This window comes from Rhodanobacter glycinis (assembly GCF_006438785.1).
In the GTDB taxonomy this organism is placed as follows: domain Bacteria; phylum Pseudomonadota; class Gammaproteobacteria; order Xanthomonadales; family Rhodanobacteraceae; genus Rhodanobacter; species Rhodanobacter glycinis_A.
Genome location: NZ_RCZB01000001.1, coordinates 1,037,334 through 1,061,766 on the forward strand (window position 1 = coordinate 1,037,334; position 24,433 = coordinate 1,061,766).

General features: G+C 63.9%; 21 protein-coding genes. 10 read left to right on the plus strand and 11 right to left on the minus strand.

Going from position 1 to position 24,433, the window contains the following annotated elements:
* The first annotated feature begins 41 nt into the window (after positions 1-41).
* Entirely contained in the window at positions 42-2,912 is a 2,871-nt protein-coding gene (gene gcvP / locus EAH75_RS05100; protein ID WP_140804656.1) for an aminomethyl-transferring glycine dehydrogenase, read from the plus strand.
* 189 nt (positions 2,913-3,101) lie between these two features.
* Here gcvP and EAH75_RS05105 read toward each other — a convergent pair whose 3' ends face one another.
* Both EAH75_RS05105 and EAH75_RS05110 read right to left on the minus strand, forming a co-directional pair.
* The gene (locus tag EAH75_RS05105; RefSeq protein ID WP_140651237.1) at positions 3,102-4,040 is read right to left on the minus strand and encodes a GGDEF domain-containing protein; all 939 of its coding nucleotides are present in this window, start codon (positions 4,038-4,040) and stop codon (positions 3,102-3,104) included.
* A gap of 164 nt (positions 4,041-4,204) precedes the next feature.
* The gene (locus EAH75_RS05110; RefSeq protein WP_140651235.1) at positions 4,205-6,859 is read right to left on the minus strand and encodes a M1 family metallopeptidase; all 2,655 of its coding nucleotides are present in this window, start codon (positions 6,857-6,859) and stop codon (positions 4,205-4,207) included.
* A gap of 262 nt (positions 6,860-7,121) precedes the next feature.
* Here EAH75_RS05110 and EAH75_RS05115 point away from each other — a divergent pair, with 262 nt between their 5' ends.
* Positions 7,122-9,224 (plus strand): catalase, encoded by a 2,103-nt coding sequence (locus EAH75_RS05115; RefSeq protein ID WP_140804658.1) that lies wholly within the window; start codon positions 7,122-7,124, stop codon positions 9,222-9,224.
* Between the two features lie 464 nt (positions 9,225-9,688).
* Here EAH75_RS05115 and EAH75_RS05120 read toward each other — a convergent pair whose 3' ends face one another.
* The gene (locus EAH75_RS05120) at positions 9,689-10,321 is read right to left on the minus strand and encodes a PEP-CTERM sorting domain-containing protein (RefSeq protein WP_140804660.1); all 633 of its coding nucleotides are present in this window, start codon (positions 10,319-10,321) and stop codon (positions 9,689-9,691) included.
* Between the two features lie 897 nt (positions 10,322-11,218).
* On the opposite strand from EAH75_RS05120, the gene EAH75_RS05125 reads away from it, so the two are divergent.
* Positions 11,219-11,566 carry a hypothetical protein gene (locus tag EAH75_RS05125; RefSeq protein ID WP_140804662.1) on the plus strand — a complete coding sequence of 116 codons (348 nt, stop codon included), beginning with the start codon at positions 11,219-11,221 and terminating at the stop codon, positions 11,564-11,566.
* Positions 11,567-11,668: 102 nt separating this feature from the next.
* Here EAH75_RS05125 and EAH75_RS05130 read toward each other — a convergent pair whose 3' ends face one another.
* Positions 11,669-12,100, minus strand: coding sequence for an Lrp/AsnC family transcriptional regulator (locus EAH75_RS05130; protein WP_241668893.1), 432 nt, complete (start codon positions 12,098-12,100; stop codon positions 11,669-11,671).
* On the opposite strand from EAH75_RS05130, the gene EAH75_RS05135 reads away from it, so the two are divergent.
* The 3 genes from EAH75_RS05135 to EAH75_RS05145 are packed head-to-tail and all read left to right on the plus strand — an operon-like array spanning position 12,021 to position 14,119.
* A complete protein-coding gene (locus EAH75_RS05135; RefSeq protein ID WP_241668894.1) occupies positions 12,021-13,220 on the plus strand; it encodes a threonine ammonia-lyase in 1,200 nt (399 codons plus the stop codon). The genes EAH75_RS05130 and EAH75_RS05135 overlap by 80 nt on opposite strands.
* Before the next feature lie 31 nt (positions 13,221-13,251).
* Positions 13,252-13,881 (plus strand): glutathione S-transferase family protein, encoded by a 630-nt coding sequence (locus EAH75_RS05140; protein WP_140651223.1) that lies wholly within the window; start codon positions 13,252-13,254, stop codon positions 13,879-13,881.
* A 40-nt stretch (positions 13,882-13,921) separates the two neighbouring features.
* Entirely contained in the window at positions 13,922-14,119 is a 198-nt protein-coding gene (locus EAH75_RS05145) for a hypothetical protein (protein ID WP_140804668.1), read from the plus strand.
* Between the two features lie 151 nt (positions 14,120-14,270).
* Here EAH75_RS05145 and EAH75_RS05150 read toward each other — a convergent pair whose 3' ends face one another.
* Positions 14,271-14,543, minus strand: a complete 273-nt coding sequence (locus EAH75_RS05150) for a hypothetical protein (protein WP_140651218.1) — start codon at positions 14,541-14,543, stop codon at positions 14,271-14,273.
* 212 nt (positions 14,544-14,755) lie between these two features.
* On the opposite strand from EAH75_RS05150, the gene EAH75_RS05155 reads away from it, so the two are divergent.
* A complete protein-coding gene (locus tag EAH75_RS05155; RefSeq protein WP_240046190.1) occupies positions 14,756-14,962 on the plus strand; it encodes a YegP family protein in 207 nt (68 codons plus the stop codon).
* Positions 14,963-15,041: 79 nt separating this feature from the next.
* On the opposite strand, the gene EAH75_RS05160 is transcribed toward EAH75_RS05155, so the two are convergent.
* Complete coding sequence (locus tag EAH75_RS05160) at positions 15,042-15,527, minus strand: hypothetical protein (RefSeq protein WP_140651215.1); 486 nt, start codon at positions 15,525-15,527, stop codon at positions 15,042-15,044.
* 666 nt (positions 15,528-16,193) lie between these two features.
* On the opposite strand from EAH75_RS05160, the gene EAH75_RS05165 reads away from it, so the two are divergent.
* The 3 genes from EAH75_RS05165 (at position 16,194) to EAH75_RS05175 (ending at position 18,982) form a co-directional block, all read left to right on the plus strand.
* Entirely contained in the window at positions 16,194-16,544 is a 351-nt protein-coding gene (locus tag EAH75_RS05165) for a nucleotide pyrophosphohydrolase (protein ID WP_140651213.1), read from the plus strand.
* A 24-nt stretch (positions 16,545-16,568) separates the two neighbouring features.
* Positions 16,569-18,446, plus strand: a complete 1,878-nt coding sequence (locus EAH75_RS05170) for a DUF2075 domain-containing protein (RefSeq protein ID WP_140651211.1) — start codon at positions 16,569-16,571, stop codon at positions 18,444-18,446.
* A 152-nt stretch (positions 18,447-18,598) separates the two neighbouring features.
* Entirely contained in the window at positions 18,599-18,982 is a 384-nt protein-coding gene (locus EAH75_RS05175) for a DUF302 domain-containing protein (protein ID WP_140651209.1), read from the plus strand.
* Positions 18,983-19,087: 105 nt separating this feature from the next.
* Here the strand turns inward: EAH75_RS05175 and EAH75_RS05180 are convergent, their stop codons facing one another.
* The 5 genes from EAH75_RS05180 to hfq form a co-directional block, all read right to left on the minus strand.
* A complete protein-coding gene (locus EAH75_RS05180) occupies positions 19,088-20,380 on the minus strand; it encodes an adenylosuccinate synthase (protein ID WP_140804670.1) in 1,293 nt (430 codons plus the stop codon).
* Positions 20,381-20,496: 116 nt separating this feature from the next.
* Entirely contained in the window at positions 20,497-21,363 is an 867-nt protein-coding gene (gene hflC, locus EAH75_RS05185) for a protease modulator HflC (RefSeq protein WP_140651376.1), read from the minus strand.
* Positions 21,363-22,445 carry an FtsH protease activity modulator HflK gene (gene hflK / locus EAH75_RS05190; RefSeq protein ID WP_140804672.1) on the minus strand — a complete coding sequence of 361 codons (1,083 nt, stop codon included), beginning with the start codon at positions 22,443-22,445 and terminating at the stop codon, positions 21,363-21,365. Before hflK ends, hflC begins: the two co-directional genes overlap by 1 nt.
* A gap of 178 nt (positions 22,446-22,623) precedes the next feature.
* Complete coding sequence (hflX, locus tag EAH75_RS05195; protein WP_140804674.1) at positions 22,624-23,925, minus strand: ribosome rescue GTPase HflX; 1,302 nt, start codon at positions 23,923-23,925, stop codon at positions 22,624-22,626.
* A 57-nt stretch (positions 23,926-23,982) separates the two neighbouring features.
* A complete protein-coding gene (gene hfq / locus EAH75_RS05200) occupies positions 23,983-24,276 on the minus strand; it encodes an RNA chaperone Hfq (protein ID WP_140651199.1) in 294 nt (97 codons plus the stop codon).
* Positions 24,277-24,433 lie beyond the last annotated feature (157 nt).

Consider the following 24,433-nt stretch of genomic DNA (forward strand, 5'->3'; position numbering starts at 1 on the left):
CTTATCGGCCGGTTCTTATCGGCCACTACCGGACGCCCGTCATGACCCAGACCAATACGCCCTCCCTGCGCGACCTCGAGCACCACCACGCCTTCATCGAGCGCCACATCGGACCCAACGATGCGGAAATCGCGCAGATGCTGCGCGTCATCGGCCACGATTCGCTGGAAGCGATGACCGACGCGATCGTGCCGGGCAAGATCAAGTCGCCGACCCCGCTGGCGCTGCCGAAGGCGATCACCGAAGTCGAGGCGCTGGCGAAGATCCGCACCATCGCGGACAAGAACAAAGTGTTCCGCAGCTTCATCGGTCAGGGCTATTACGGCACGCTCACGCCGAACGTCATCCTGCGCAACATCCTGGAAAACCCGGCCTGGTACACGGCGTACACACCGTATCAGGCGGAGATCTCGCAAGGCCGCATGGAAGCGCTGATCAATTTCCAGACGCTGTGCGCCGACCTCACCGGGATGGAGATCGCCAACGCCTCGCTGCTGGACGAAGCCACCGCCGCCGCCGAGGCGATGACGCTGGCCAAGCGTTCGTGCAAGTCCAAGAGCAACGTATTCTTCGTGTCGAACGGCGTGCATCCGCAGACGCTGGAAGTGGTCAGGACCCGCGCCGAGGCGCTGGGTCTCGAACTGCATATCGGCGATGACGCCGAGGGCAGCACGGTCGACAGCTTCGGCGTTCTGCTGCAATACCCGAACACCTTCGGCACCATCAACGACTACAAAGCCATCGCCGACGCCGCACATGCGCGTGGCGCACTGGTCGCGGTCGCCACCGATCTGCTCGCACTGACCCTGATCGCCGCACCTGGTGAATGGGGCGCGGACATCGTGGTCGGCAACAGCCAGCGTTTTGGCGTGCCGTTCGGCAACGGCGGCCCGCATGCCGCGTTCATGGCCTGCCGCGACGCGTACAAGCGCTCGATGCCAGGTCGTCTGATCGGCGTGTCGATCGACGCCGAAGGCAAGCCGGCCTACCGCCTCACCCTGCAGACCCGCGAGCAGCACATCCGCCGCGAGAAGGCCACATCCAACATCTGCACGGCGCAGGTACTGCTGGCCGTGATGGCGAGCATGTACGCCGTGTATCACGGTCCGGAAGGCCTCACCCGCATCGCACGCCGCACGCATCGCCTCAGTGCGATTCTCGCCAGCGCGCTGCGCCAGGCGAGCGTCAACGTGGGTACGGACTTCTTCGACACCTTGCACATCACCGATGTCGACGCCGACGCCGTGCATGCCCGCGCCGAAGCGCTGCACATCAACCTGCGCCAGATCCACGGCACCTGCATCGGCATCAGCCTCGACGAGACCACCACTCGCGCCGAGGTGATCGCGCTGGCTGGCCTGTTCGGCGCCGAGATCGACGACATCGACGAACTGGACGCGATCACCGCCGACGCGTTGCCGACGGCGCTGCGTCGCAAGAGCGCGTTCCTTACCCACCCGGTGTTCAACTCGCATCACAGCGAGCATGAACTGCTGCGCTACATGCGCGCGCTGGCCGACAAGGATCTGGCGATGGATCGCACCATGATCCCGCTGGGCAGCTGCACCATGAAACTCAACGCCACCGCCGAGATGATCCCGATCACCTGGCCCGAGTTCGGCAACATCCACCCGCTGGCACCGGCCACGCAGACGGCCGGCTACAAGGAACTGATCGACGGCCTCGAAGCGATGCTGGTCGAATGCACCGGCTACGACGCGGTGAGCCTGCAGCCGAACTCCGGCGCGCAGGGTGAATACGCCGGCTTGCTGGCGATCCGCGCGTACCACCGCTCGCGCAACGAAGCCCATCGCGATATCTGCCTGATCCCCGAATCCGCCCACGGCACCAACCCGGCCTCCGCGCACCTGTGCGGCATGACCGTGGTGGTGACCAAGTGCGATGCCAATGGCAATGTCGATGTGGAAGACATCCGCCGCGCCGCCGAGAAGTACTCGGACCGCCTCGCCGCGCTGATGATCACCTACCCATCCACCCACGGCGTGTTCGAGGAAGACATCGTCGCGATCTGCGACATCGTGCATGCGCACGGCGGGCAGGTGTACACCGACGGCGCCAACATGAATGCACTGGTCGGCGTGGCCAAGCCCGGCAAGTGGGGCTCGGACGTGTCGCATCTGAATCTGCACAAGACCTTCTGCATCCCGCACGGCGGCGGTGGCCCGGGCGTCGGTCCGTGTGCGGTGAAGTCGCACCTGGCGCCGTTCCTGCCCGGCAAGCTCGGCGAGCACGGCGCGGTCGGCATGGTCAGCGCGGCCAGCTACGGCAGCGCCAGCATCCTGCCGATCTCGTGGATGTACATCACGATGATGGGCCAGCAGGGCCTGCGCAAGGCGACCCAGGTTGCCTTGCTCAACGCCAATTACATCGCCAGGCGGCTCGAAGCGCACTACCCGACCCTGTACACCGGCCGCAACGGCCTGGTTGCGCACGAGTGCATTCTCGACCTGCGCCCGCTGAAGGACGCCACCGGCATTGGCGCCGAGGACGTGGCCAAGCGGCTGATCGACTTCGGCTTCCACGCGCCCACGCTGAGCTTCCCGGTTTCCGGCACGCTGATGGTCGAACCGACCGAGAGCGAATCGCAGGTCGAGCTTGACCGCTTCATCGACGCGATGATCCAGATCCGCGACGAGATCCGCGCGATCGAAGACGGCAAGCTCGACCGCGAGGACAACCCGCTGAAGAACGCGCCGCACACCGCCACCATGGTCTCCGCCAGCGAGTGGACCCACGCCTACCCGCGCGAACTGGCCGCATTCCCGCTGGCCAGCCTCAAGCTGCAGAAGTACTGGTCACCGGTCGCCCGCGTCGACAATATCTACGGCGACAAGAACATCATGTGCGCGTGCATTCCGGTGGATGCGTACAAGGATGACGTCGAGGCGTAGGTCGCGGCCAGTCCGCATATCGAAAAGGCCCCGCTTGCGGGGCCTTTTCATTCCATTGCTGGTCAGGGCCGGGCGCGGTCTTGTACAAGCATCCCGAGCGTTCGAACTCCGCGAAAGGTTCAGTCAGCTCGTGTCGACGAGAGTGTGGTGCCTGCCTGGCTCGGTGAGTGGCAACGCCGAACCTTTCCATTAGCCGGCAACGATGCAGTCCCTGCCCCGCTGCTTGGCCCGATACAACCGCTTGTCGACCGTGTCGATGAACGTAAGCAGCTCGTCAGCGGGGCCGGGGATTGCCGTGCCCACACCCAGGCTGATCGTCAGCATGTGGCCAATCGGCGACGGCTCATGCGCAATGCGCTCGTCGCTGACCAGTCGGCTGCAGCGTTCGGCCAGCGCGTGTGCGGCCGTGGCGTCCGTTTCCGGCAGTACCAGCACGAACTCCTCGCCGCCGAAGCGAGCCAGCAGGTCGCGCGCCCGTGTCGCGGCCGAGCTCAGCACCCAGGCCACGCGCTTGAGGCTCAGGTCGCCTTCGAGATGGCCGTAGTGATCGTTGTACTGCTTGAAATAATCGATATCCAGCATGATCAGCGACAGCGGTTGCTGATTGCGCTGCGCGTTGCCCCACTCCAGTTCCATGATCGCGTCGAAACGGCGGCGGTTGGCTACCCCGGTCAGGCCGTCGCGAAACGAAAGCTCCTCCAGCTCTTTCTGCAGGCTGATCAGCTGCTGCTCGGTCCGCTTGCGCTCGCTGATGTCGAACATGAAGCCGATCAGCGAAGCGACCGTGCCGTCGTCGTTGCGCACCACGTGCACCACGTCGCGAATCCATACGTAGCGATCGTCGCGAGTCAGCGCGCGATAGTCGGCCTCGTGGTCCACGCCCGCCAGCGATTGCGCCACGCAATAGTTCACCACCCACTCGCGATCCTCCGGATGCATGCGGCTGGCCCAGTCCCCCACGGTCACCCAGCTGGACGGTGCCCAGCCCAGCAGGGCCTCGATCTGCGGCCCGATATAGGCAAACTGCTTGGTGGCCCAGTCGATCTTCCAGGGAATGGCCTTGGTCGATTCCAGCAGCGTCTTATAGACGGCGCCGTCGGATTCCAGCGTGCTCTCATTGTCGACCATCGTTGCGGGCTCGATTGGTGAAAAGGCAGCCCGGGATGCCGTGGCCCGGTTGCTCTGCCCAGGTTCGAAAATACACTGTCAGCCGGCTGCGGCGCGAGCGCTCAGTTGTGAAAAAAAAGAGGCCCCGCGATGCGGGGCCTCTTCCATTCAGGCAGCTTCCCGGCTCAGCCGCCGTTCTTCGCCAGCCACGCATCGATGGCCGGCAGGCGATCCTTGCGGACCATCTGGCGATACTGGATGTCGGCAATGACGGTGTCGGCGGCGCGGCGCGAGCTCTTGGCGATATGCGCGTCGGCGTAGGCCTTGATCTTGCCGATCATCGCCGGATCGTTCGAACTGGCGCCGATGCCCGGGTAGTAGCGACTGCTGGACGTGGAGTCGACCAGCTTGTCGATCTGCGGACGGTGCGCCATGGCGAATGCCCATGCCATGTCCGGATGCTGATAACCGGCCGCGCGGATCATGCCGGCGCTGTTGGTGGCGCCCGGCTCGTCGGTCAGCGCCAGGTCCAGTGCGCGCTGGGCCAGTGCGTCGTCTTCGGCGATCGACAGCAGCAGGTACAGGCGATCCTTGATCAGCGGCGTGGTTTCGGCCTTGGCCATCGCATGCAGCTTGTCCCAGGTCGCGGCGTCTGCCTTGCGCGCCACCACCGCAAGAATGGTCTTGCGCAGTGCCGGCGGCACGGCTTTCGGATCGGTCGCCTGCGCCGCGTAGCGACGCTGCACTTCCTTGATCACGTCGGTGTCGCCAAGGTCGGCCAGCACGCCGATCAGCTGCGTGCGCAGGATCGTGGTCGGATCGCCCTCGTCCGCCTTCGCTTCCCAGCCCACCCGGGCGAACACCGGCTTGAGCTGCTTGATCGCGAAGGCGTCGAAACGTGCCTGCCGCGCCTTGTCGCCGCGGTAGTACTGGTGAAGGCCCGAGAAGCTGCCGGCGATGTCGCCCCAGATCTGCGGGTCGGCATCGGCCGGGGTCGCCTGGGCCAGGTCGAGGTAGCTGGAGGCCGGCTGCAGCCCGGCCATGCCCAGCGCCCAGGTGTCGCCCATCAGGCCCATCTGGTCGATCGGGGCCAGCTTGGCGAAATCGGCCTTGACCGCCGCAAATTCGGCCGGCGTGTACAGCGTGCGGTAATAGCCGCTCTGCCCCGCGTTCACCAGCACCGGACCGCAGCCGGACACGTCCAGCGTGGCCTTGCCGTCCACCACCGTGCGCGCGGCCTCGGTGCCGCCGACGGCCTTGGCGATCACCGGCACGTGCCACTTCAGCGCTTTCTTGCCCGGGCGATCCTTGGTGAACTCGCCCTGGGTCAGGGTCAGCGTGGTCTTGCCGTTGCTGCACGCGGACGACGCCACGCGGATCAGCGGGATGCCCGGCTGCAGCGTGAAATCATGCGCGATCTGCGTCACCGGCTTGCCGGCCGCGCCCTGCACCGCCTTCCACAGGTCGTCCGACACGGTGTTGCCGTAGGCGTGGGCCTTGATGTAGCTGCGCACGCCGTCGCGCCAGGCGTCGGGGCCGACATAGGCCTCCAGCATGTTGATCACCGCCTCGCCCTTGGCATAGGTGATCGCGTCGAACGCCTGGCTGGCCTGCTCCACCGTCTCCACGTGCTGCACCACCGGGTGCGTGGTGACCACGGCATCGCGCGACATCGCGCCCTCGCGGGTGCCGACGGCGTCGAGGTCGGTGTGCCATTCCGGGTGCAGCTTCTCGGTGGTGCGCGCGGCCATCCACGAGGCAAAGCCCTCGTTGAGCCACAGGTCGTCCCACCAGCGCATGGTCACCAGGTCACCGAACCACTGGTGCGCCATCTCGTGCGCGGCGGTGTTGAACACCTGCTGCTTGTCCGACTGGGTCGAGAAGCTCGGATCCAGCAGCAAGGCATATTCGAAGGTGTAGATCGCGCCCCAGTTCTCCATCGCGGAGAAGAACTGGCTGCTGCCCGGCGAGGCGATGTTGTCCAGCTTCGGCAGCGGATACGGCACGCCGAAATAATCGTTGTACTCGTGCAGCACGTCGCTGGCCGACTTCAAGGTGAAACCGGCCTGCGACTTCTTGCCGATCTGCGTTATTACGCCGATCTCGGTGCCGTCGGCCGTGGTGGTGGCGCGCTCGAACTCGCCCACGCCGAAGAACAGCAGATACGTCGACATCTTCGGCGACTGCTGGAATGTCACTCGCGTCAAGCCGTTGCCCAGATCCTTCTTCGACGCGATCGGCATGTTGTTCACCGCCATGTCGGCGCTCGGCACGGTGGCTTCGAGGTTGAACGTGGCCTTGTACGCCGGTTCATCCCACGACGGGATGAAGCGGCGCGCGTCGGAGTTCTCGAACTGCGTGTACAGCGCGCGCTTCTTGCCGGCCTTGGTGGCGTAGTCGATCGCGAACAGGCCGTTGGCCTGGGTGCCGATCTTGCCGGTGTAGGCCATCGCCAGCTTGTACTCGCCGGCCGGAAGCGGCTGGGCGAACGTGAACGTGGCGGTCTGCGCCTTGGCATCCACCGTCACCTTCGGCGCCGCGATGGCGATCTTCAGCCGGGTCGGCGTCAGGCTCACCGACGAGAACGCCATATCGATCGCATTGAGCGTGATGCTGGTGGTCGGCTGCAGCACATCGACGGTCACCGTCACCTTGCCATCGAAAGTCAGCTTGTCCGCATGCGGCGTCACCGCCACGTCGTAATGGCTGGGCCGTACGTTGCGCGGCAGCTGGGTGGTGGCGAGGTTCGCCGTGGACGTCATGGCCGGCGTCGCCGCCATGCCGGTCATTGAGGCGCCGGCAAGCGCCAGGGCAATCGCGGAAACCAGGTAAGTACGCATGACATTCCCTTCAGGTGTGGTGATGCGGCGGCCATCTGGGCACGCCGTCCTCGGTTGCGACAGTGAAACGCCGGGCGGATGAAAGCGGCCAGCCTGCCTGTCGCGATAGTGCCGGCCGCCAGCGTATCCGGACACGGCCGGAAGTCATGGCTGGGCCGGGACAGGCGCAGAACGACGGCACGTTGACGGCGCCCGCCGCAGGATGCGGGTTCGACCGCGACGCCGTGCGCCGCGACAACGATCCCAAGCAGGAGCGCCCGCCATGGCCACGAAGAAACCGTCCGCCCAGTCCGCCAAACCATCCGCCGACCGGCCCGTCGATGACCGCCGTGGCCACGGCGACGAACTGCAGCAGATGGCAGGCGGAAGACACCCGTCGCTGACCACCAACCAGGGCGTGCCGCTCAGCGACAACCAGAACTCGCTGCGCACCAGCCCGCGCGGGCCGACCCTGCTCGAAGACTTCGTGCTGCGCGAGAAGATCACCCACTTCGACCACGAACGCATCCCCGAGCGCATCGTGCATGCGCGTGGCTCGGCCGCCCACGGCTACTTCGAGCTGACCAAATCGCTGAAGAAATACACCACCGCGAAGATCCTCACCGAAGTCGGCGAGAAGACCCCGTTGTTCACCCGCATTTCCACCGTGGCCGGTGGCGCGGGATCGATCGACACGCCGCGCGACATCCGCGGCTTCGCGGTGAAGTTCTATACGAAGGAAGGCAACTGGGACCTGGTCGGCAACAACATCCCGGTGTTCTTCATCCAGGACGCGATGAAGTTCCCCGACCTGGTGCACGCGGTAAAGATGGAACCGGACCGCGGCTTTCCGCAAGCGGCCAGCGCACACGACACATTCTGGGATTTCATCTCGCTGACGCCCGAAGCGATGCACGTGATCATGTGGGCGATGAGCGACCGCGCGATCCCGCGCTCGCTGCGCATGATCGAGGGCTTCGGCATCCACAGCTTCCGCCTGGTCAACGAGAACGGCGACAGCACCTTCGTGAAGTTCCACTGGCGGCCGAAGCTCGGCCTGCAGTCGCACGTATGGGACGAGGCGGTGAAGGTGGCCGGTGCCGATCCGGACTATCACCGGCGCGACTTGTTCGAGGCGATCCAGGCCGGCAACTTCCCGGAGTGGGAGCTGGCCGTGCAGCTGTTCACCCAGGCCCAGGCCGACGGCTTCCCGTTCGACCATCTCGACGCCACCAAGATCATTCCCGAGGAGCTGGTGCCGCTGACCGTGATCGGCCGCATGGTGCTGAACCGCTGGCCCGACAACTTCTTCGCCGAGACCGAACAGGTGGCGTTCTGCCCCTCGCACGTTCCGCCCGGCATCGATTTCTCCAACGATCCACTGCTGCAGGGCCGGCTGTTCTCTTACCTCGACACGCAGCTCTCGCGGCTGGGCTCGCCGAACTTCCACCAGTTGCCGATCAATGCGCCGAAGTGCCCGTTCGTCAACCAGCAGCGCGACGGCCACATGCAGATGGAGGTGCCCAAGGGCCGCGTGAACTACGAGCCGAGCTCGCTCGACCCTGCCTCAGCACGCGCCACCAACACGGGCTTCCGCAGCTTCGCCGAGCCGGCCGGCGACGGCAGCAAGGGCCGCATCCGCGCCGAGAGCTTTGCCGATCACTACAGCCAGGCACGCCAGTTCTACCGCAGCCAGACCGGCTTCGAGCAGGCGCACATCGCCTCCGCGTTCGTGTTCGAGCTGTCCAAGGTCGAGACGCTGCACGTGCGCGAGGCGATGATCGGCCACCTGCGCAACGTCGACGAAGACCTCGCCCATCGCGTCGCCGACGGCCTCGCCCTGCCCAGCTTCCCGCCGGCGCAATCGAAGGCAGTGCCCACGAAAGACCAGCCGATGTCGCCGCCACTGCAGATCATCGGCAAGATGAAGGACACGCTCAAAGGCCGCGCCGTCGGCATCCTGATCCACGACGGCTCCGACGCCGCCGCGATCAGGGCGGTGCGCAAGGCGGCGGAATCCGCCGGCGCCAGTGTCAAGATCGTCTGCCTCAAGGTCGGTGGTGCCAAGCTCAGCGATGGCAAGCAGCAGTCCGCCGACGGCCAGCTTGCCGGCACGCCGTCGGTGGTGTTCGACGCCGTGGCGCTGGTGCTGTCCGACGACGCCGGCAAGCTGCTGGCGAAGGAAGCCGCCGCGGTCGACTTCGTGCGCGACGCCTTCGGCCACCTCAAGGCCATCGCCGCCGATGCCGGCGCGCAAGCCGTACTGAAAGCCGGCGGCATCAGGAAGGACGCCGGCGTGGTCGACGCCAGCGATACTGCCGGCTTCATCAAGGCTGCCAAGACACGGCAGTGGGCACGCGAGGCGAAGCTGCGCACGTTGGCTTAAGGCAACGCTGAATAATCGGTCGCAATCAATCTGCCTTCGCATCTGATCAGTCTTGCACCTGATCAGACGGGTAGATCACGGTTTTCTGCTCTTGGGTTTCATCCGTTTCGCGCCTTGAGGCGCGTTGTTGGCCCTCGACGGGCCGTCATGCGGGCACTCGGGTGCGAGACAGGAGTTGGCCAATCCAATGGCCACAAAAACGGGGTAGTACCCGGGCAAGCTCAAGCAACACCACGTGTACAGGCATTCCCACTGCGTGTGGTTTTAGCTTTGATACTCGTCTATCGGCGATTCTCCACTCGTGGGCTTGGCGGCTCACGAGTGGAGTTTCCCGATGGACTTCGGTAAACGTCAAACTTCTACTGTCTCCCCGGCAGAGCCGGGCGAACTCCCGATGGGTTCAGGCATCGAGTAACGCGAATGATGATCTTCGCTCCTCAGCGCTTCCTGATGGCCCTGTTGATCTATACCGCGACTCGATAAGCGTTGCGCTTTTTCGCAGCCATCCAAACGCCCAGGAGACCAAATCCCAATAGGCCGAAAGTCCCCGGCTCGGGCACCGAATTCGGGTTATGCTCCGCGCGGCCGAAGCGCAAATCGTCAAAGCCCAGAATGTCGTTGGTGGCGTTGAACGTGACGCTGGAAATCTGGTTTCCAAAATCGATGAAGCCGAAGAACGCGCCGCCCCCGCCGATGGCCGGCGGCATATTGAGCGTATAGGTAACGGACGATCCATCCGTGTACACGATGGTTTGCTGCGGCACGGCATCCGTTTGCAAGCCGTTTACATAGAAGCCAAACGAATCCACTGGGCTCGTAAAGCTGAATGTCACTGCACCGCCAAAAACAGAGCGGAAGAAAGCACCGCCGGCGGTGGTATTGAACCCGCATAACGCGCCGCAGCCTGAGTTGTTGGTTGTGCTGCCGCCGGTAATGGTCACGTTGGCGGGCAACGCGGACTCAAAGTCAACGATGGAAATGGCGCCAGCAACCGCGTCAAAAGCCGCGGCCTTCGCGCTGGAATTAACCATCTGTGCCAGCGAACTGACGTTGTTGTCCGACGCTGAGTAGACGACAGGCGTTGCTTGCGCAGACATGCAGGCTGCAGAAAGCGTAGCCGCTAGTAGGAGGAGATTTTTGATTGACATAAGTGTTTTTCTCCAGAGTTTCACTAGTGTTGTTGCTAGTGTTGTTGATTGCTGGTTCAAGCCCAGATCTCGCGAGAGATCTAAGTTGAGTAAGCAGATTCAATGCCATGCTGTATACCTCCGTAGTAACAAGGACTTGGGTTTCACCCTTGGGGTTGCGGAAAGCGGTTCCGTAAAGGATTTCGACGCTTCGCAACATGCACGCAGCTCGGGCCAGGTCCAGCATCGTCGCATTCAAACATCCGGACCCTGCGGGCGGATCGTCCGACCGCGGTGAAATGAACCCCGAAGTGAGCGGCAATCTGCGTATAGCTGTACTCGCCGGTCGCCATGCCGCCCTCATGGTGGTATCGCGATTCGGGTGGGCTTTCGTAATCGCATCCAGCGATTGCTGGAGATCGGCGCTGCGCACGCGGAATGTTGATGTCGTCCGGCCGCCGCGCAGCCCGCTGGTGCGCACCAGCGACAAATGCATCGTCACCGAGGAACACTGCCGCCGAACAGAACCACACCCAGTAGTGCGCGCATAAAAAATACCTCGCAAGCATTCAGACAAAAGAGACCGCCTGGCGCCGCCGCAACGGCGCCATCCGATCCATCAGCAAATCCATTCGCGATCCGCGCGGTGAGAACACCAGCAAACGCTTGCGCGGCTCATAGAGTTATTGATGCAGGGAGCCGGCACGGGGTTGCGCATGACTCATGGCTTGGCTTTCGCTGCGAGGCCCGGCACGCAGTTGGTCAACGCGGCGCCATGCGCGGCGTTCCCTGTCTTGCATGCCGCCGCTCGACCGGCACGGCATGGCACTACTCAGACGCCGGCATCCCACCCTGAAGGACACCGCCATGAACAATGCTTCGATGATCCGCCTCGGCCTGCTCAGCCTGTTCGCCTGCACCGCGTTCGCCAGCGCCAGTGCGATGGCCTCGGACACGACCGTACCTGGTCACCCGCGCGTCAATGAGGTGAGCAAGCGCATCGACAACCAGCAGGCGCGCACCGCCAAAGGCATTGCCAACGGCACCATCACCGGCAAGCAGGCTGCCCGCGACGAAAAGCACGACGCCAATATCGCCCAGCGCCAAAGCGCCGACGAGGCGAAGCACAACGGCCACCTGACCAAGGCCGAAACCCGCCGTCTCAACCGTGCCGAAAACCGCAACAGCCGCGCCATCCACCGTCAGCGTCATTGATCGGTTGCGTACAAAAGAGGCCCTGATGCCGGGGCCTTTTTTTGTTGCTCGGGCGAGGCTATGAAGTTGCGAATGCCGCCGTAGCGACCCGGTGCGCCACTCTCAGTCGGGCGTGTTCACCGGCACGGCCAGGCTGCGCTTGAGCGTGTCCAGCGCCACGCGCGTGCGGAAGCGTTTCACGTTGGCGTTGGCAGCCACCAGCCGCTGCATCAGCGCGTCGTAGTCGCCGACGTCGCGCGCCGTCACCACCAGCACGTAGTCGCTGTCGCCGGTCACGTACCACGCCTGCTGGATCGCCGGCTCGGCGGCGATCCACTGCCGCAGGCTGGCCAGCAGTTCGGGCCGCTCGCGCTCGACTTCGAGATCGGCGATCACGGTGAGCCGCTGGTCCACGCTGCGCGGATCGATCAACGTCACTTCCGCCACGATCACCCCGTCCTCGCGCAGCCGCGCCATGCGCCGCTGCACCGCCGACGCCGACAAGCCGATGTCCGTGCCGATCATCTCGGCGGAGCGTCGCGCGTCGCGCTGCACGATCGCGAGAATCCGGCGGTCGAATTTGTCGAGTTCGGCGGGCATCGGGCGCAAACACCTCGTGGACGGGGAGAAAACCTGTTTTGCCGGCGAACAACGCCACTTCGCCGCGCCGCGGAAACCTAGCATAGGTCGTCGCCTTCCACGCCATTGCGAGACCTCATCCATGCCCACGCTGACCCGCCTCGACCGGATCCTCGCCGCATCGCGCCAAATCGATCCGGTGTTCCTGGATTCGCCGATGCTCACCAACGATGCCCTGGACGCAGCGCTGCGCTGCCGGCTGATCGCCAAGGACGAAACCGCCAACCCGATCGGCTCGTTCAAGGGCCGCGGCACCGAGCTGTTCGCCGCGCTGGCGCTGCAGCCGGGTGAATCCGTGGTCTGTGCGTCCGCCGGCAATTTCGGCCAGGGCCTGGCCCGCGCGGCGATCCGGCGTGGTCATGCCTGCACCGTGTTCGCCGCGGAAACCGCCAACCCGGTGAAGGTCGCGGCGATGCGAAGGCTGGGTGCGGAAATCCGGCTGGCCGGCAGCGATTTCGACGCGGCCAAGGACGCCGCGCGCCGCCATGCGGCAGCCAGCGGCCGGCGTTTCGTCGAGGACGGCCTCGAAGCCGAGTTCGCCGAAGGCGCCGGCACCCTCGCGCTGGAACTCGCCGGCTCGACGGCGATCGACGTCACCGTGGTGCAGCTGGGCAACGGAGCGCTGCTGGCCGGCGTGGGCACCGCGATCCGGCATGTCGCACCGCACGCGGAGATCATCGCGGTGGTGGCAGCCGGTGCACCGGCAATGAAGCTGTCGATCGACGCCGGCCAAGTCATCGAGACCGACCACGCCGACACCATCGCCGACGGCATCGCCGTGCGCGTGCCGATCGCCGCCACGCTGGCGCATCTGCGCGCGTGCTGCGACGACGTGGTCGCCGTATCCGACGCGCGGATCTTCGAGGCGATGCGCCTCATCCATCACCACCTCGGTGTCGCGGTAGAGCCATCCGGCGCCGTCGGCGTCGCGGCCCTCCTCGACGACCCGGAACGCTTCGCCGGCCGCCGCGTGGCGACGATCCTCTGCGGCGGCAACCTGTCGCCGGTCATGCGCGAGCGCCTGCTGGCGGCTTGAGCGCACTCTTTTCCTCGGGACTCGCACACAGATGAAACTTCTCTACCAGACGCACTCGCCCTACGCGCGCAAGGTGCTCGTCGCCGCCCACGAACTCGGTCTGCAGCAGCGCATCGAGGTGATTCATCACGACACCAGCCCCACCCGCCGCAACGACGAGGTATTCGCGCTCAACCCGCTCGGCAAGGTGCCGGTGCTGATCGTCGACGACGGCCTGGCGTTGTTCGACTCCAACGTGATCTGCGAATACCTCGACGGCCTGCACGCGGGCGCGAAACTCATCCCGCATGAACACGGCGCGCGCTTCCGTGCCTTGCGCAGGCAGGCGCTGGCCCAGGGCATGGCCGATGCCGGCATCGCCGCGCGCTGGGAAGCCGAGCGGCGGCCCGCACCGTCGCGCTGGCCACCGATGCTGCAGGGCCAGCTGGACAAGATCGCTGCCGCCTGCGACTTCCTCGAACAGGAGATCGGCGACGCACCGCGCACGGAAACCCTCCCCGACGTTGGCGACATCGCACTGGCCACCGCGCTCAGCTGGATCGCCTTCCGCGACGTCTACCCGTTCGCCGACGGCCGCCCGCGCCTGTCCGCCTGGTACGCACGCTTCAGCCAGCGCCCGTCGATGCAGGCCACCACGCTTGCCGGCGACACACTCGATTAAGCGCACTTCTCCACTTCCACCCCATCGACCGGATACACCCATGAGCTCCCTCTGGACCGACCTGCTGTTCCTGCACGGCCACATCACCGATCCCCAACTTGCTCGCCGCCTGCTTCCCCCTCCCCCGCCGACCGGGCCGGACCCGCCCCATCCCGCCGCAACCCCGATGCCCCTGCTGCAACAACTCGCCCGCCGCCTCTGTCTCGGCATCGGCGATGGCATGTCGCGCACGCAATGAAGGGCCAAACCCACCACAGCAACCGCGCCGAGAATCGCAACTGCTGCGCCATCCATCGCCAGCGCCATCGACCGACCGTGTACGAAAAAAGGCCCCGATACCGGGGCCTCTTCATCACGCTGGCGATGCCATCACCGGCATCGCGTCTCCGCTATGCCCCTGCCTCTGGCTCGGGCTTCATCTTCTCCAGCACCTCTTCCAGATCGGTGATCGCCGTTTCCAGCGCCTCGTGCAGTTGCCCCTGCCGATCCATCAGGTCGGCGATCTTGTCGGCCAGCTTCAGCTTGGACAACTCGCCGTCGAATAGCAGCCACTCCGCCGTCAGCGTTTCCACGTTGTTCTTCGAGTAGTGCCGCATCTCCTTGAGCTGCACCACCGTATTGCCGATATGGTCGGCGGGGGTTTTGGCATGTTCGTCGGACATGGATGGTTCCTCTTGGCGAAATACGTGGCGGTCATTCGATCGTTCGCCGCGATGCCGGCTGCCGGCAGAACGTATGGGGGTCGACCGTAGCGCTGGCGATGCGAAGTGGGAGTCAACGTCTGGCAAGTGGCGCATCGTGATGACTGCTGATCAGCACAGGCGCACATCCAGGCGCGTCGCTGGATATGAGACAGGCAGATGGTGGACTGCCCATGCGCCAATACGGCGTTATCTGCAAGGCGAGCGACATGTATTTCAAGCTCTACAAGGACACTGCAGGCTATTGGCGCTGGACTCTTTTCGCAGTGAACGGTCGCAAGATTGCCGATTCGGGCGAAGGTTACGTCAACAAGGGCGACTGCCAGTCGGCTATCGATCTGGTCAAATCCGCCAGCGCGCTCACACCCGTCCTGGAATGACTTTCGTAGCGCAGAAAGAAAGAGGCCCCGCAAGCGGGGCCTCTCCGTTTCGCGACAGGTGAATCCCGCGCTCAAGCCGTCACTGGCCGGTCGGCGCCGGATCGGTCGGCGGCGTGGGCGTGCGCGGTCCACGGGCAAAACGGGCAGCCAGCGCCTTGCGCGCGTCGTCCAGCCCCTGTCCCTTGCCGGCGACCTTGAACACCGCGTATCCCTCCAGCGCGTTGGTCATCAGGTCGCTGCCGATCGCCATTTCGGTATCGGTGCCGCGGTGATGCAACTTGCCCATGCGCAGCAGACGCGGGCGCAACGCATCCAGCGTGGCCAGGTCGCGCTGGTAGCCGGCCAGATCGAAATTGCCCGGCAGCACCCCCGGGTTGTCGCCGAACACATGACCAGCCTGCCGGCAGAACGCCTCGGACTTGTCGCCCATCTTGGTCAGCTCGTGCCGCTGGTCCGGCGTCAGCGCAATCAGCGAGGCCAGCCCCGTTTCCAGCGCCGTGAGGGCGCCGTCGATGGCAGCAAGCGTGTCGGTGTTGAGGTCGATATCGACCAGATTCTGGCTCATGTCCACTCCTTAGATGTGATGTCAGGAAAGCCGGCCCGTTTGGCCGGCGCCGAAGCGTAACGTGGAGGCAAGCCCCAACCGACGCCTCGCTCGTAGGTCAAAAAAGCACTGCGGTGTAGACGAGAACCGCGTTTCCCGGCGCGTGAATGCTGGCGGCCAACGTGACCGTCCTTGATCGGGACGCTGAAGAGAGTCGCTCCACCCCAAAAGAGCCGATCGCCGATCCAAAAGACCCACGCTTGACCGGAAAAGACCCAAGCGCCGATGAAAGAGAGCCATGCCCGGCTCTACCGAGTCCCACGCGTCAGTGAAAAGAGCCACGTTCCGATGAAAAAGAGCCAAGCGTGGCTCTCCTGGGTGCTAAGCGTGGGTCTTTTAGTCCCACGCGTGACTCTGAAAGAGTGGCGCTTGGCTCTTTGGGTGTGACGCGTGGGACTCGGGCGAGCCACGCTTGGCTCTTCTGCTTGGCTACCCGAATCGGAAGCGTGGCCTGAATCGCCGAAGTGCATTGCACGTATAACGAGGTGACAAAGTGGTCCTGTAGCGACCTGCAAAGCCGCATGCGCCAGTTCGATCTACTCAGCTCTCGCGAGCGTTGGCGCCAACGTCAAAAGCCGCCTAAGCTGGAAGTCACTCGCACGGCGATATCGGAATCCAGAGGGCATGATGAGCGCGGAGATCCTTGAACTTCAGGCATCGTTACGTGCCTTTGCCAGTGAACGGGAGTGGGATCAGTTCCATTCCCCCAAAAACCTAGCTGCAGCACTGTCCGTCGAAGCTGCCGAACTTTTGGAACATTTCCAATGGCTCACAGAAGATCAGAGCCGCTCCGTACCCGATGACAAACGGGAGGCTATCGCGGAAGAAGTCGCTGATGTGTTCCTGTATCTGCTTCAGTTGGCAGACAAGCTGGGCATCGATCCTGTGCAAGCAGCGCAGAAGAAGATGCAGACAAACACCATCAAGTATCCCGTTGAACGCGCCAAAGGGACTAGCAAGAAGTACTCTGAGTTTTGATGCAAGGCCACAGGGGGCCGAAGCGTGATTGTCTATCAGGCGAATAAAAACAAGTTTTTGGACGATCACGACAATCGGGACATCGAGAACGTCATCTCCACCAAGTATCTGCAGCAAACTGGTCGCTACGCGCCTGAAGCGGAGTTCCGTTCCTGGAAGAACTCGCTGGGCGAAATGGCCAAGGTGCTACGCGACCCCGGCATTCCTGGCGATGTCGGCGTAGGCGTCGAGTTCGGCATCCCTCAGACCTCCAAGCGCATCGATTTCATTCTTTCGGGGCGAACCGATGATGGCCCGAACCTCATCATTGTCGAACTCAAACAGTGGTCCGAGGCCAAGCTCACCGAAAAGGACGGCCTCATCATCGCGCGTCGCGGCGGTCCGTCAGCCGAGCGCGAAGGCGCGCATCCCTGTTATCAGGCGTGGTCGTATGCGGCGCTGCTTGAAGGCTTCAATGAAGCCGTTTACAAGCGCAGCGTGGTACTCAGTCCTTGTGCGTATCTCCACAACTATGTCCAAGATGGCATTATCGACCACCCTGCGTATTACGGCGACTACATTCGGAAAGCACCACTGTTTCTGAAAGGTGAAGTCGAGCGTCAACGCCTTCGGAACTTCATCAAACAGCATGTGAAGTATGGTGACAATGCCGAACTGATCTTCGAGATCGAGAATGGCCGCATCCGGCCATCCAAGATGCTGGTGGATAGTCTGGTCGGGATGATGAAGGGCAACCGCGAGTTCGTCCTCATCGACGATCAAAAGGTGGCCTTTGAGAACGCGGTATTGCTAGCTACGCGTGCATCGGAAGAGAAGAAACAAGTTGCCATCATTCAAGGTGGCCCGGGCACCGGGAAATCGGTTATTGCAGTCAACCTGCTTGCTCATCTATCAAAATTAGGTCTCGTCAGCAAATACGTCTCCAAGAACGCCGCACCACGAGCAGTCTTCAAAGCCAAGCTGACAGGCACTTTCAAGCAAACCGTCATCGGCAACCTGTTCTCGGGCTCTGGGTCCTTCTTTGAGACTGAGGTCAACGCATTTGATGCTCTCATCGTCGACGAAGCGCACCGGCTCAATGAGAAGTCGGGGCTATATGGAAACCTAGGCGAGAATCAGATCAAGGAGATCATCCAAGGCAGCAAGTGCACGATCTTCTTTGTCGATGACGACCAGATCGTGACTCTGTCTGATATTGGGCACACTGCTGCGCTCGAAAATTGGGCGCATTCACTCGGTGCCGAAGTTACGCATCTACAGCTGGCTTCGCAGTTCCGGTGCGGTGGCTCGGACGGCTACATGGCATGGCTGGATAACACTCTTGGCATACGTGAAACCGCCAACAGCATGCTCGAGCCTAACGAGTTCGATTTTCGAGTTGTTGACTCTCCCAATGAACTTCATCAGCTGATCGCCGAGCGAAATGCCGTCAACAACAAGTCTCGCGTCGTAGCGGGCTACTGTTGGGACTGGGTCAGCAAAAAGAATCCTGATCAATTCGATGTTGTGATCCCGGAGCACGGCTACGCCAAACGCTGGAACCTCGACAAAGATGGCAGTCTTTGGATCATGGCGCCGAACTCCATTGAGGAAGTCGGCTGTATCCACACGTGCCAAGGACTTGAGCTTGATTACATCGGCGTGATCATCGGCCCCGACCTGGTCGCGCGAGATGGAAAGCTTATTACCGTACCAAAAGCCCGCTCCAACAAGGATCGCTCTATACGAGGTTGGAAAAAAAAGATGGAGGTCGATCCCGAGGGCACGCAAGGGCGAGTCGATCGAATCATCCGTAACACCTACAAGACGCTCATGACTCGGGGCATGAAAGGAGCCTACATATACTGCGTTGATGATGAAACGCTGAACTACTTCAGAACGGCATTGAGTGCGCCGGTTTAACGCAACGCAATGTCGCGGAGTTGCCCGTCGCTGCGTGGCTGGCGTGGCACGGCGATGGTTCGGTCTACCCTCGCCCAGCGCCGTGCACACACGCCATGCACGCCCGGCCGTACCATCACCAGACCCGGGCACGTCAGAGCAGGAGTATTCCCATGCTGTACAAGAAACAGACATTGAAATCGGTCGATCGCGCGTTCGAGGACGTGCAGGCGTCGGTGAAGGGGCACAGCTTTGGCATGCTGCATTACTACGATTTCCGCAAGACGCTGGCCGACAAGGGCTTCGAACTGCCCAACGAGTGTCTGGTGCTGGAGGTCTGCAACCCGCGGCAGGCGGCGGAGGTGCTGGGCATGGACATGTCGCTGAACATGGCGCTGCCCTGCCGCATCTCGATCTACGAGGATCACGGCAAGACCTGGATCGGCATGGTGCCGCCGACCGCGCAGTTGTCGCTGATCTCCGATGATCCGCGGATCGCCGAGGCGGCGCGCGCGGTGGAGCAGACGCTGAAGGAGATCATCGACTCGGCGGCATAGTCGGCATTGGCGTGCCGCACGCCGGGCAGATGCCTGGCTTCGGCACCGACAGCAAAAAGCCCCGTCATGCGGGGCTTTTTGCATAGCGCGTCGCCTGCAGCAGGATCAGGCGAACGGATCATCCAGCACGATGGTGTCATCACGATCCGCACCGGTAGCGACCAGCGCCAGCTTGCAACCGGAGAGTTCTTCCACCGCGCGCAGATACGCGCGGGCGGCGGGCGGAAGCTGGTTCCAGTCGCGGATGCCGGCGGTGGATTCCTGCCAGCCGGGGAATTCCAGGTAGACCGGCTTGCACTCGTCCCAGCCGTCGGCGTCGAGCGGGGCCAGTTCGCGGCGCTTGCCGCGGTATTCGTAGGCGATGCAGACCTTGACGGTTTCCAGGCCGTCGAGCACGTCGAGCTTGGTGATGGCCAGGCCGTTGATGCCGTTGATCTGGGTGGCGCGCTTGAGTGCGACCAGGTCGATCCAGCCGCAGCGACGCGGGCGGCCGGTGCTGGCGCCGAACTCGTTGCCGACCTTGCGCAGGCGCTCGCCCATCTCGTCGTTCAGTTCGGTCGGGAACGGGCCACTGCCGACGCGCGTTGCATAGGCCTTGCAGATGCCGAGCACATAGTCGATGTCGCGCGCGCCCACGCCGGTGCCGGCCAGTGCGCCGCCGATGGTGGTGTTGCTGGAGGTGACGTAGGGATAGGTGCCATGGTCGATGTCGAGCAGCGCGCCCTGCGCGCCCTCGAACAGGATGTTGCCGCCGTCCTTGCGCACGTCGTGCAGGATGGTGGCGACGTCGTCGACCATCGGGCGGATGTACTCGCCCCAGGCCAGTGCGTCTTTCAACACAGTGTCGTAATCGACCGGCTCGACCTTCAGCCACTGGGTGAGGATGAAGTTGTGGTAGTCGACGGCGGTCTTGATCAGCGCCGGCAGTTCGTGCGGGTACATCAGGTCGGCCACGCGCACGCTGCGGCGGGCGACCTTGTCCTCGTACGCCGGGCCGATGCCGCGGCCGGTGGTGCCGATGGCCTTGCCGCCGGCGGCGATCTCGCGCGCCTTATCGACGGCGATGTGGTACGGCATGATCAGTGGCGTGGCCGGGCTGATCTTGAGGCGCGAGCGCACTTCGACGCCGTTGGCCTCGAGCTCGGCGATTTCCTGGATCAGCGCCTCGGGCGACAGCACCACGCCGTTGCCGATCAGGCACAGCGCGTCGTCGCGCAGGATGCCGGAGGGGATCAGGTGCAGCACGGTCTTCTTGCCCTTGATCACCAGCGTGTGGCCGGCGTTGTGGCCGCCCTGGAAACGCGCCACGGCGCTGACGCGCTCGGTCAGCAGGTCGACGATCTTGCCCTTGCCTTCGTCGCCCCACTGGGCACCAAGAATGACTACTGACTTACCCATGATGTTCTCGCTTCGCTGGTCGTGCCCGTAGACGGGCGTCGTCAAATGTTTGCTCGTCATTCCGGCGCAGGCCGGAATGACGGATGGTTCGAAACAACGTGCCGAAATCCGCCGGCTCAGCGTTTTGCGGCGGGCTGGCCGAAGTAGCGCAGGAACTCGTCGTCCGGCTTCATGATCATCACGCCCTTGCCGTCCTCGAACGATTTCCGATAGGCGGCGAGGCTGCGATAGAAGGTGAAGAACTCCGGATCCTGGTTATACGCCTGCGCGTAGATGGCGGCGGCTTGGGCGTCGCCATCGCCACGGATCTTGGCCGCATCGCGCTGGGCATCGGCACGCAGCACCTGGCCCTGGCGGTCGGCATCGGCCTGGATCGTCTCGGCCGATTCCTGGCCGGTGAAGCGCAGTTCGTTGGCCAGTTGCAGGCGTTCGGCGCGCATGCGCTTGTACACCGATTCACTGACTTCGTTGGGCAGGTCGATGCGCTTGATGCGCACGTCGACCACGGCGATGCCGAGGTTCTTGCGCGCCGAGGCGTCGGTCTGCGCACGCACCCGCTCGGTGATGTCCTTGCGGCCACCGGAGATCAGGTCGGGCAAGGTGCGCGCATTGAATTCGAAGCGCAGCGCGTCCTTGACGATCGGGGTGAGCCGCTGCGCGGCCTGCAGCTGATCGCCGCCGGTGGCGCGGTAATAGGCGGCGTTGTCGGCGACGCGCCACTTCACGTAGAAGTCGACGTTGACGCTCTTCTTCTCGGAGGTGAAGTAGCGCTCGGGCGGCGCGTCCAGCGACAGGATGCGCTTGTCGAAATGCATCACCTGCTGGATCACCGGCAGCTTGAAATGGAGGCCCGGCTGGTAGTCGGTGTGCACGATGCGGCCGAACTGCAGCAGCAAGGCGCTGTGCCCTTCGCCGACCACGAACATGCTGTTGAGGCCGAGCAGGAGCACCAGGATCGCGACGACGACGGAACTGATCTTCATCATGGCTGGGTTCCCTTGTCGGCTGCGCTGCCGCTGTTGGCAGGCGACGTGGTCGGCACGATCGCGCCTACCGTGGCCGAGCCGGTTTCAGGCGCCGCCGGGGCGCCCTGCAGCGGCGGCAGGGTGATGATGTTGCGGCCGTTGGAGCCGTCGATCACCTTGGGGTTGTTGGCCATCACCTGTTCCATCGTTTCCAGCCACAACCGCTTGCGGGTGACTTCGGGAGCGGCCTTGTACTGGGTCAGCAGCAAATCGAAGCGCGCGGAATCGCCTTGCGCGCGGGCGATGCGCTCGGCCTTGTAGCCGGAAGCTTCGGCGGCGATGCGCGCGGCGTCGCCACGGGCCACCGGCACCACCTTGCTGGCGTATGCCAGGGCGGCGTTCTCGATGCTCTGCTTGTCTTCGCGGGCGTTGTTGACGTCGTCGAAGGCGTCCTTCACTTCGTTCGGCGGGGACACGTTCTGGAAGCTGACCTCGGTGACGCGCAGGCCGGAATCGTAGCCGTCCAGCGTCTTCTGCAAGGTCACCTGGGCCTCGCTGACCAGGCTGGCGCCGGCGGCGGACAGGATCTGGTCCATGTCGCTGCCGCCGATCACCGAGCGCACGGCAGCTTCGGCGGCGGCGCCGATGGTTCCGTCCGGGTCGTTCAGCGAGAACAGGTATTTGCGCGAATCGTCCACCTGATACTGCACGGTGAAATCGATGGTGATGATGTTTTCGTCGCGGGTGAGCATGGCCACCTTGTCGGTGACCGAGCGGATCCGCGTGGCCTCGACCTTGTTGACCGACTCGATCGGCTGCGGCAGCTTCAGGTGGAAGCCCGGCGTCAGCGTGCGCGAGTACTGGCCGAAGCGCAGCACCACACCGGCCTCGCGCGCACCGATGATGGTGTAGCTGCTGAACAGCAAGCCGACCACCAGCAGCACCAGTACGGCGGTGAGGATGCTGCCGGGGCCCTGCCCCAGTTTGCCCATGCGGTTCTTCAGCTGGTTGAGCAGGTCGTCCACGGGCGATTTGCCGGAGGAGCGCTTCCTGTTCCAGGGATCACGTTGCCCGTTGTTACCGGGTTCATTCCATGCCACGAGTCAGTCTCCTTGAAGCCGTCGGGAGGCCGGCAACCACGGCCGGAACACGCGTTGAACCGGGGTTACACATGAGATTCAGCCAAAGCTGTCGATGGGGTGCGCGACCTGTTGGGGAGGGCCGCACAAACACTGGATATTCTAGCAGAGCCCGATCGGCTCGTCCGCTGTCCGGAAGTCATTCCGCCACAGCCAGCAGCTCGCGCAGCAGCTGAGTCTCGGTGGGATCGCCACCGCTGAGCGGCGCGATCACGCTGCGCGGCGCGTCGATGCGCAACTGCCAGCCGTGTTCGTCCACCGTCTCGCCGCTGATCGCGCCAGCCGCCTTCAGCCGCGCATGCAGCCGCCCGGCCGTCAACGGCAACAGCAACGCCGACTGCACCCGTTCGCCGCCGAGCAGTTCGCCCAGCGCCTGGCGCAACAAGTCGAGGCCGACGCCGGTGGCCGCGGACAACCAGACGCGCACGGGCTTGCCCGCGGCATCGCGGTCGATGCGCGGCTCGCTGCCGGCAAGGTCGATCTTGTTCATGATGTGCAGCTGCGGCACGTCACCGGCGTCGATCTCTTCCAGCACGTTGTCGACCACGCGGTGCAGGCGCTCGCGCTCCTCGTCGGCGGCATCGCTGACGTGCAGCAGCAGATCCGCATCGCGTGCCTCGGCCAGGGTGGCGCGGAACGCGGCGACCAGATCGTGCGGCAACTCGCGGATGAAGCCGACGGTGTCGGCCAGCACGGCCGGGCCGCAGCTGAGGTCCTCCAGCTTGCGCACGGTCGGGTCGAGCGTGGCGAACAGCAGGTTGGCGGCGTAGACGTCGCCGGTGGTCAGCGCATTGAACAGGGTCGACTTGCCTGCGTTGGTGTAACCGACCAGAGCCACCTGCGGCACTGTGTTGCGCAGGCGCGAGCGACGCTGCTGGCCACGCTGGACCTGCACCTTCTCCAGCCGCTTGGTGAGCATCTTCACGCGCACGCCGATCAGGCGGCGATCGGTTTCCAGCTGGGTTTCACCAGGGCCGCGGTTGCCGATGGCACCGCCGCGCTGGGCATCCAGATGGGTCCAGCCGCGCACCAGCCGGGTGGCCAGATGCTTGAGCTGGGCCAGCTCCACTTCCAGCTTGCCCTCATGCGAACGCGCACGCTGGGCGAAGATATCCAGGATCAGGCCGGCACGGTCGACCACGCGAATGCCGAGATGCTTCTCGAGGTTGCGTTCCTGTACCGGGGTGAGCACGTGGTCGACCAGCACCACGTCGGCCTCCAGCGCGCGCGCCGCCTCGGCGACTTCGTCCGCCTTGCCGCTGCCGATGTAGTAGCGCGGATTGGGATCCTCGACGCGGGCTGCGACCACGCCCAGCACCTCGGCGCCGGCGGACTTCACCAGTTCGGCGAATTCCTCGGCACGTCGCGCCGTATCGCCTTCGCCACGGGAATGCGGCAGGACCAGGACGGCACGATCGCCTTTCTCTTTTCTGTCAAACACTAGTGGGCACGATCCTTCAGGAGCAGACCCACTTCATGCGGGCGGAAGCCCCGTCTATCAAGCGTCCGCGTCGGCGGATGCCGATGCGTCGGAATGATTGTCGTGACCCTCATGGCCTTCATGGCCGTCGTGGCCATTGCCGATACGCACATTGCGGCTCGGTACCACGGTGGAGATGGCATGCTTGTAGACCATCTGGCTCACCTGGTTGCGCAGCAACACCACGAACTGGTCGAACGACTCGACCGTCCCCTGCAGCTTGATGCCGTTGACCAGATAGATGGCTACCGGCACGCGTTCGCGCCGAAGCGCATTCAAAAACGGATCCTGCAACGATTGCCCCTTGGACATTTCTTGTTCTCCCCTTGCCACGGACAGGTCCGGGAAAAAACGCCAATGGCGCCCCGGCCCAACATGACGGGGATGTTAGCTGCTTTCAAATGCTTGATGAAAGGACATTTTTGCGCCGTGCAAGTGCATTGGGTCACGGTGGCAGCACGAACCGGCG

What these genes read in the sequence shown, in the direction of transcription:
- gcvP (WP_140804656.1), top strand. Translation starts at nt 42, where the DNA reads ATGACCCAGACCAATACGCCCTCCCTGCGCGACCTCGAGCACCACCAC.
- EAH75_RS05105 (WP_140651237.1), bottom strand. Translation starts at nt 4,040, where the DNA reads ATGGTCGACAATGAGAGCACGCTGGAATCCGACGGCGCCGTCTATAAG.
- EAH75_RS05110 (WP_140651235.1), bottom strand. Translation starts at nt 6,859, where the DNA reads ATGCGTACTTACCTGGTTTCCGCGATTGCCCTGGCGCTTGCCGGCGCC.
- EAH75_RS05115 (WP_140804658.1), top strand. Translation starts at nt 7,122, where the DNA reads ATGGCCACGAAGAAACCGTCCGCCCAGTCCGCCAAACCATCCGCCGAC.
- EAH75_RS05120 (WP_140804660.1), bottom strand. Translation starts at nt 10,321, where the DNA reads ATGTCTGCGCAAGCAACGCCTGTCGTCTACTCAGCGTCGGACAACAAC.
- EAH75_RS05125 (WP_140804662.1), top strand. Translation starts at nt 11,219, where the DNA reads ATGAACAATGCTTCGATGATCCGCCTCGGCCTGCTCAGCCTGTTCGCC.
- EAH75_RS05135 (WP_241668894.1), top strand. Translation starts at nt 12,021, where the DNA reads ATGCGCCGCTGCACCGCCGACGCCGACAAGCCGATGTCCGTGCCGATC.
- EAH75_RS05140 (WP_140651223.1), top strand. Translation starts at nt 13,252, where the DNA reads ATGAAACTTCTCTACCAGACGCACTCGCCCTACGCGCGCAAGGTGCTC.
- EAH75_RS05145 (WP_140804668.1), top strand. Translation starts at nt 13,922, where the DNA reads ATGAGCTCCCTCTGGACCGACCTGCTGTTCCTGCACGGCCACATCACC.
- EAH75_RS05150 (WP_140651218.1), bottom strand. Translation starts at nt 14,543, where the DNA reads ATGTCCGACGAACATGCCAAAACCCCCGCCGACCATATCGGCAATACG.
- EAH75_RS05155 (WP_240046190.1), top strand. Translation starts at nt 14,756, where the DNA reads ATGCGCCAATACGGCGTTATCTGCAAGGCGAGCGACATGTATTTCAAG.
- EAH75_RS05160 (WP_140651215.1), bottom strand. Translation starts at nt 15,527, where the DNA reads ATGAGCCAGAATCTGGTCGATATCGACCTCAACACCGACACGCTTGCT.
- EAH75_RS05165 (WP_140651213.1), top strand. Translation starts at nt 16,194, where the DNA reads ATGAGCGCGGAGATCCTTGAACTTCAGGCATCGTTACGTGCCTTTGCC.
- EAH75_RS05175 (WP_140651209.1), top strand. Translation starts at nt 18,599, where the DNA reads ATGCTGTACAAGAAACAGACATTGAAATCGGTCGATCGCGCGTTCGAG.
- EAH75_RS05180 (WP_140804670.1), bottom strand. Translation starts at nt 20,380, where the DNA reads ATGGGTAAGTCAGTAGTCATTCTTGGTGCCCAGTGGGGCGACGAAGGC.
- hflC (WP_140651376.1), bottom strand. Translation starts at nt 21,363, where the DNA reads ATGAAGATCAGTTCCGTCGTCGTCGCGATCCTGGTGCTCCTGCTCGGC.
- hfq (WP_140651199.1), bottom strand. Translation starts at nt 24,276, where the DNA reads ATGTCCAAGGGGCAATCGTTGCAGGATCCGTTTTTGAATGCGCTTCGG.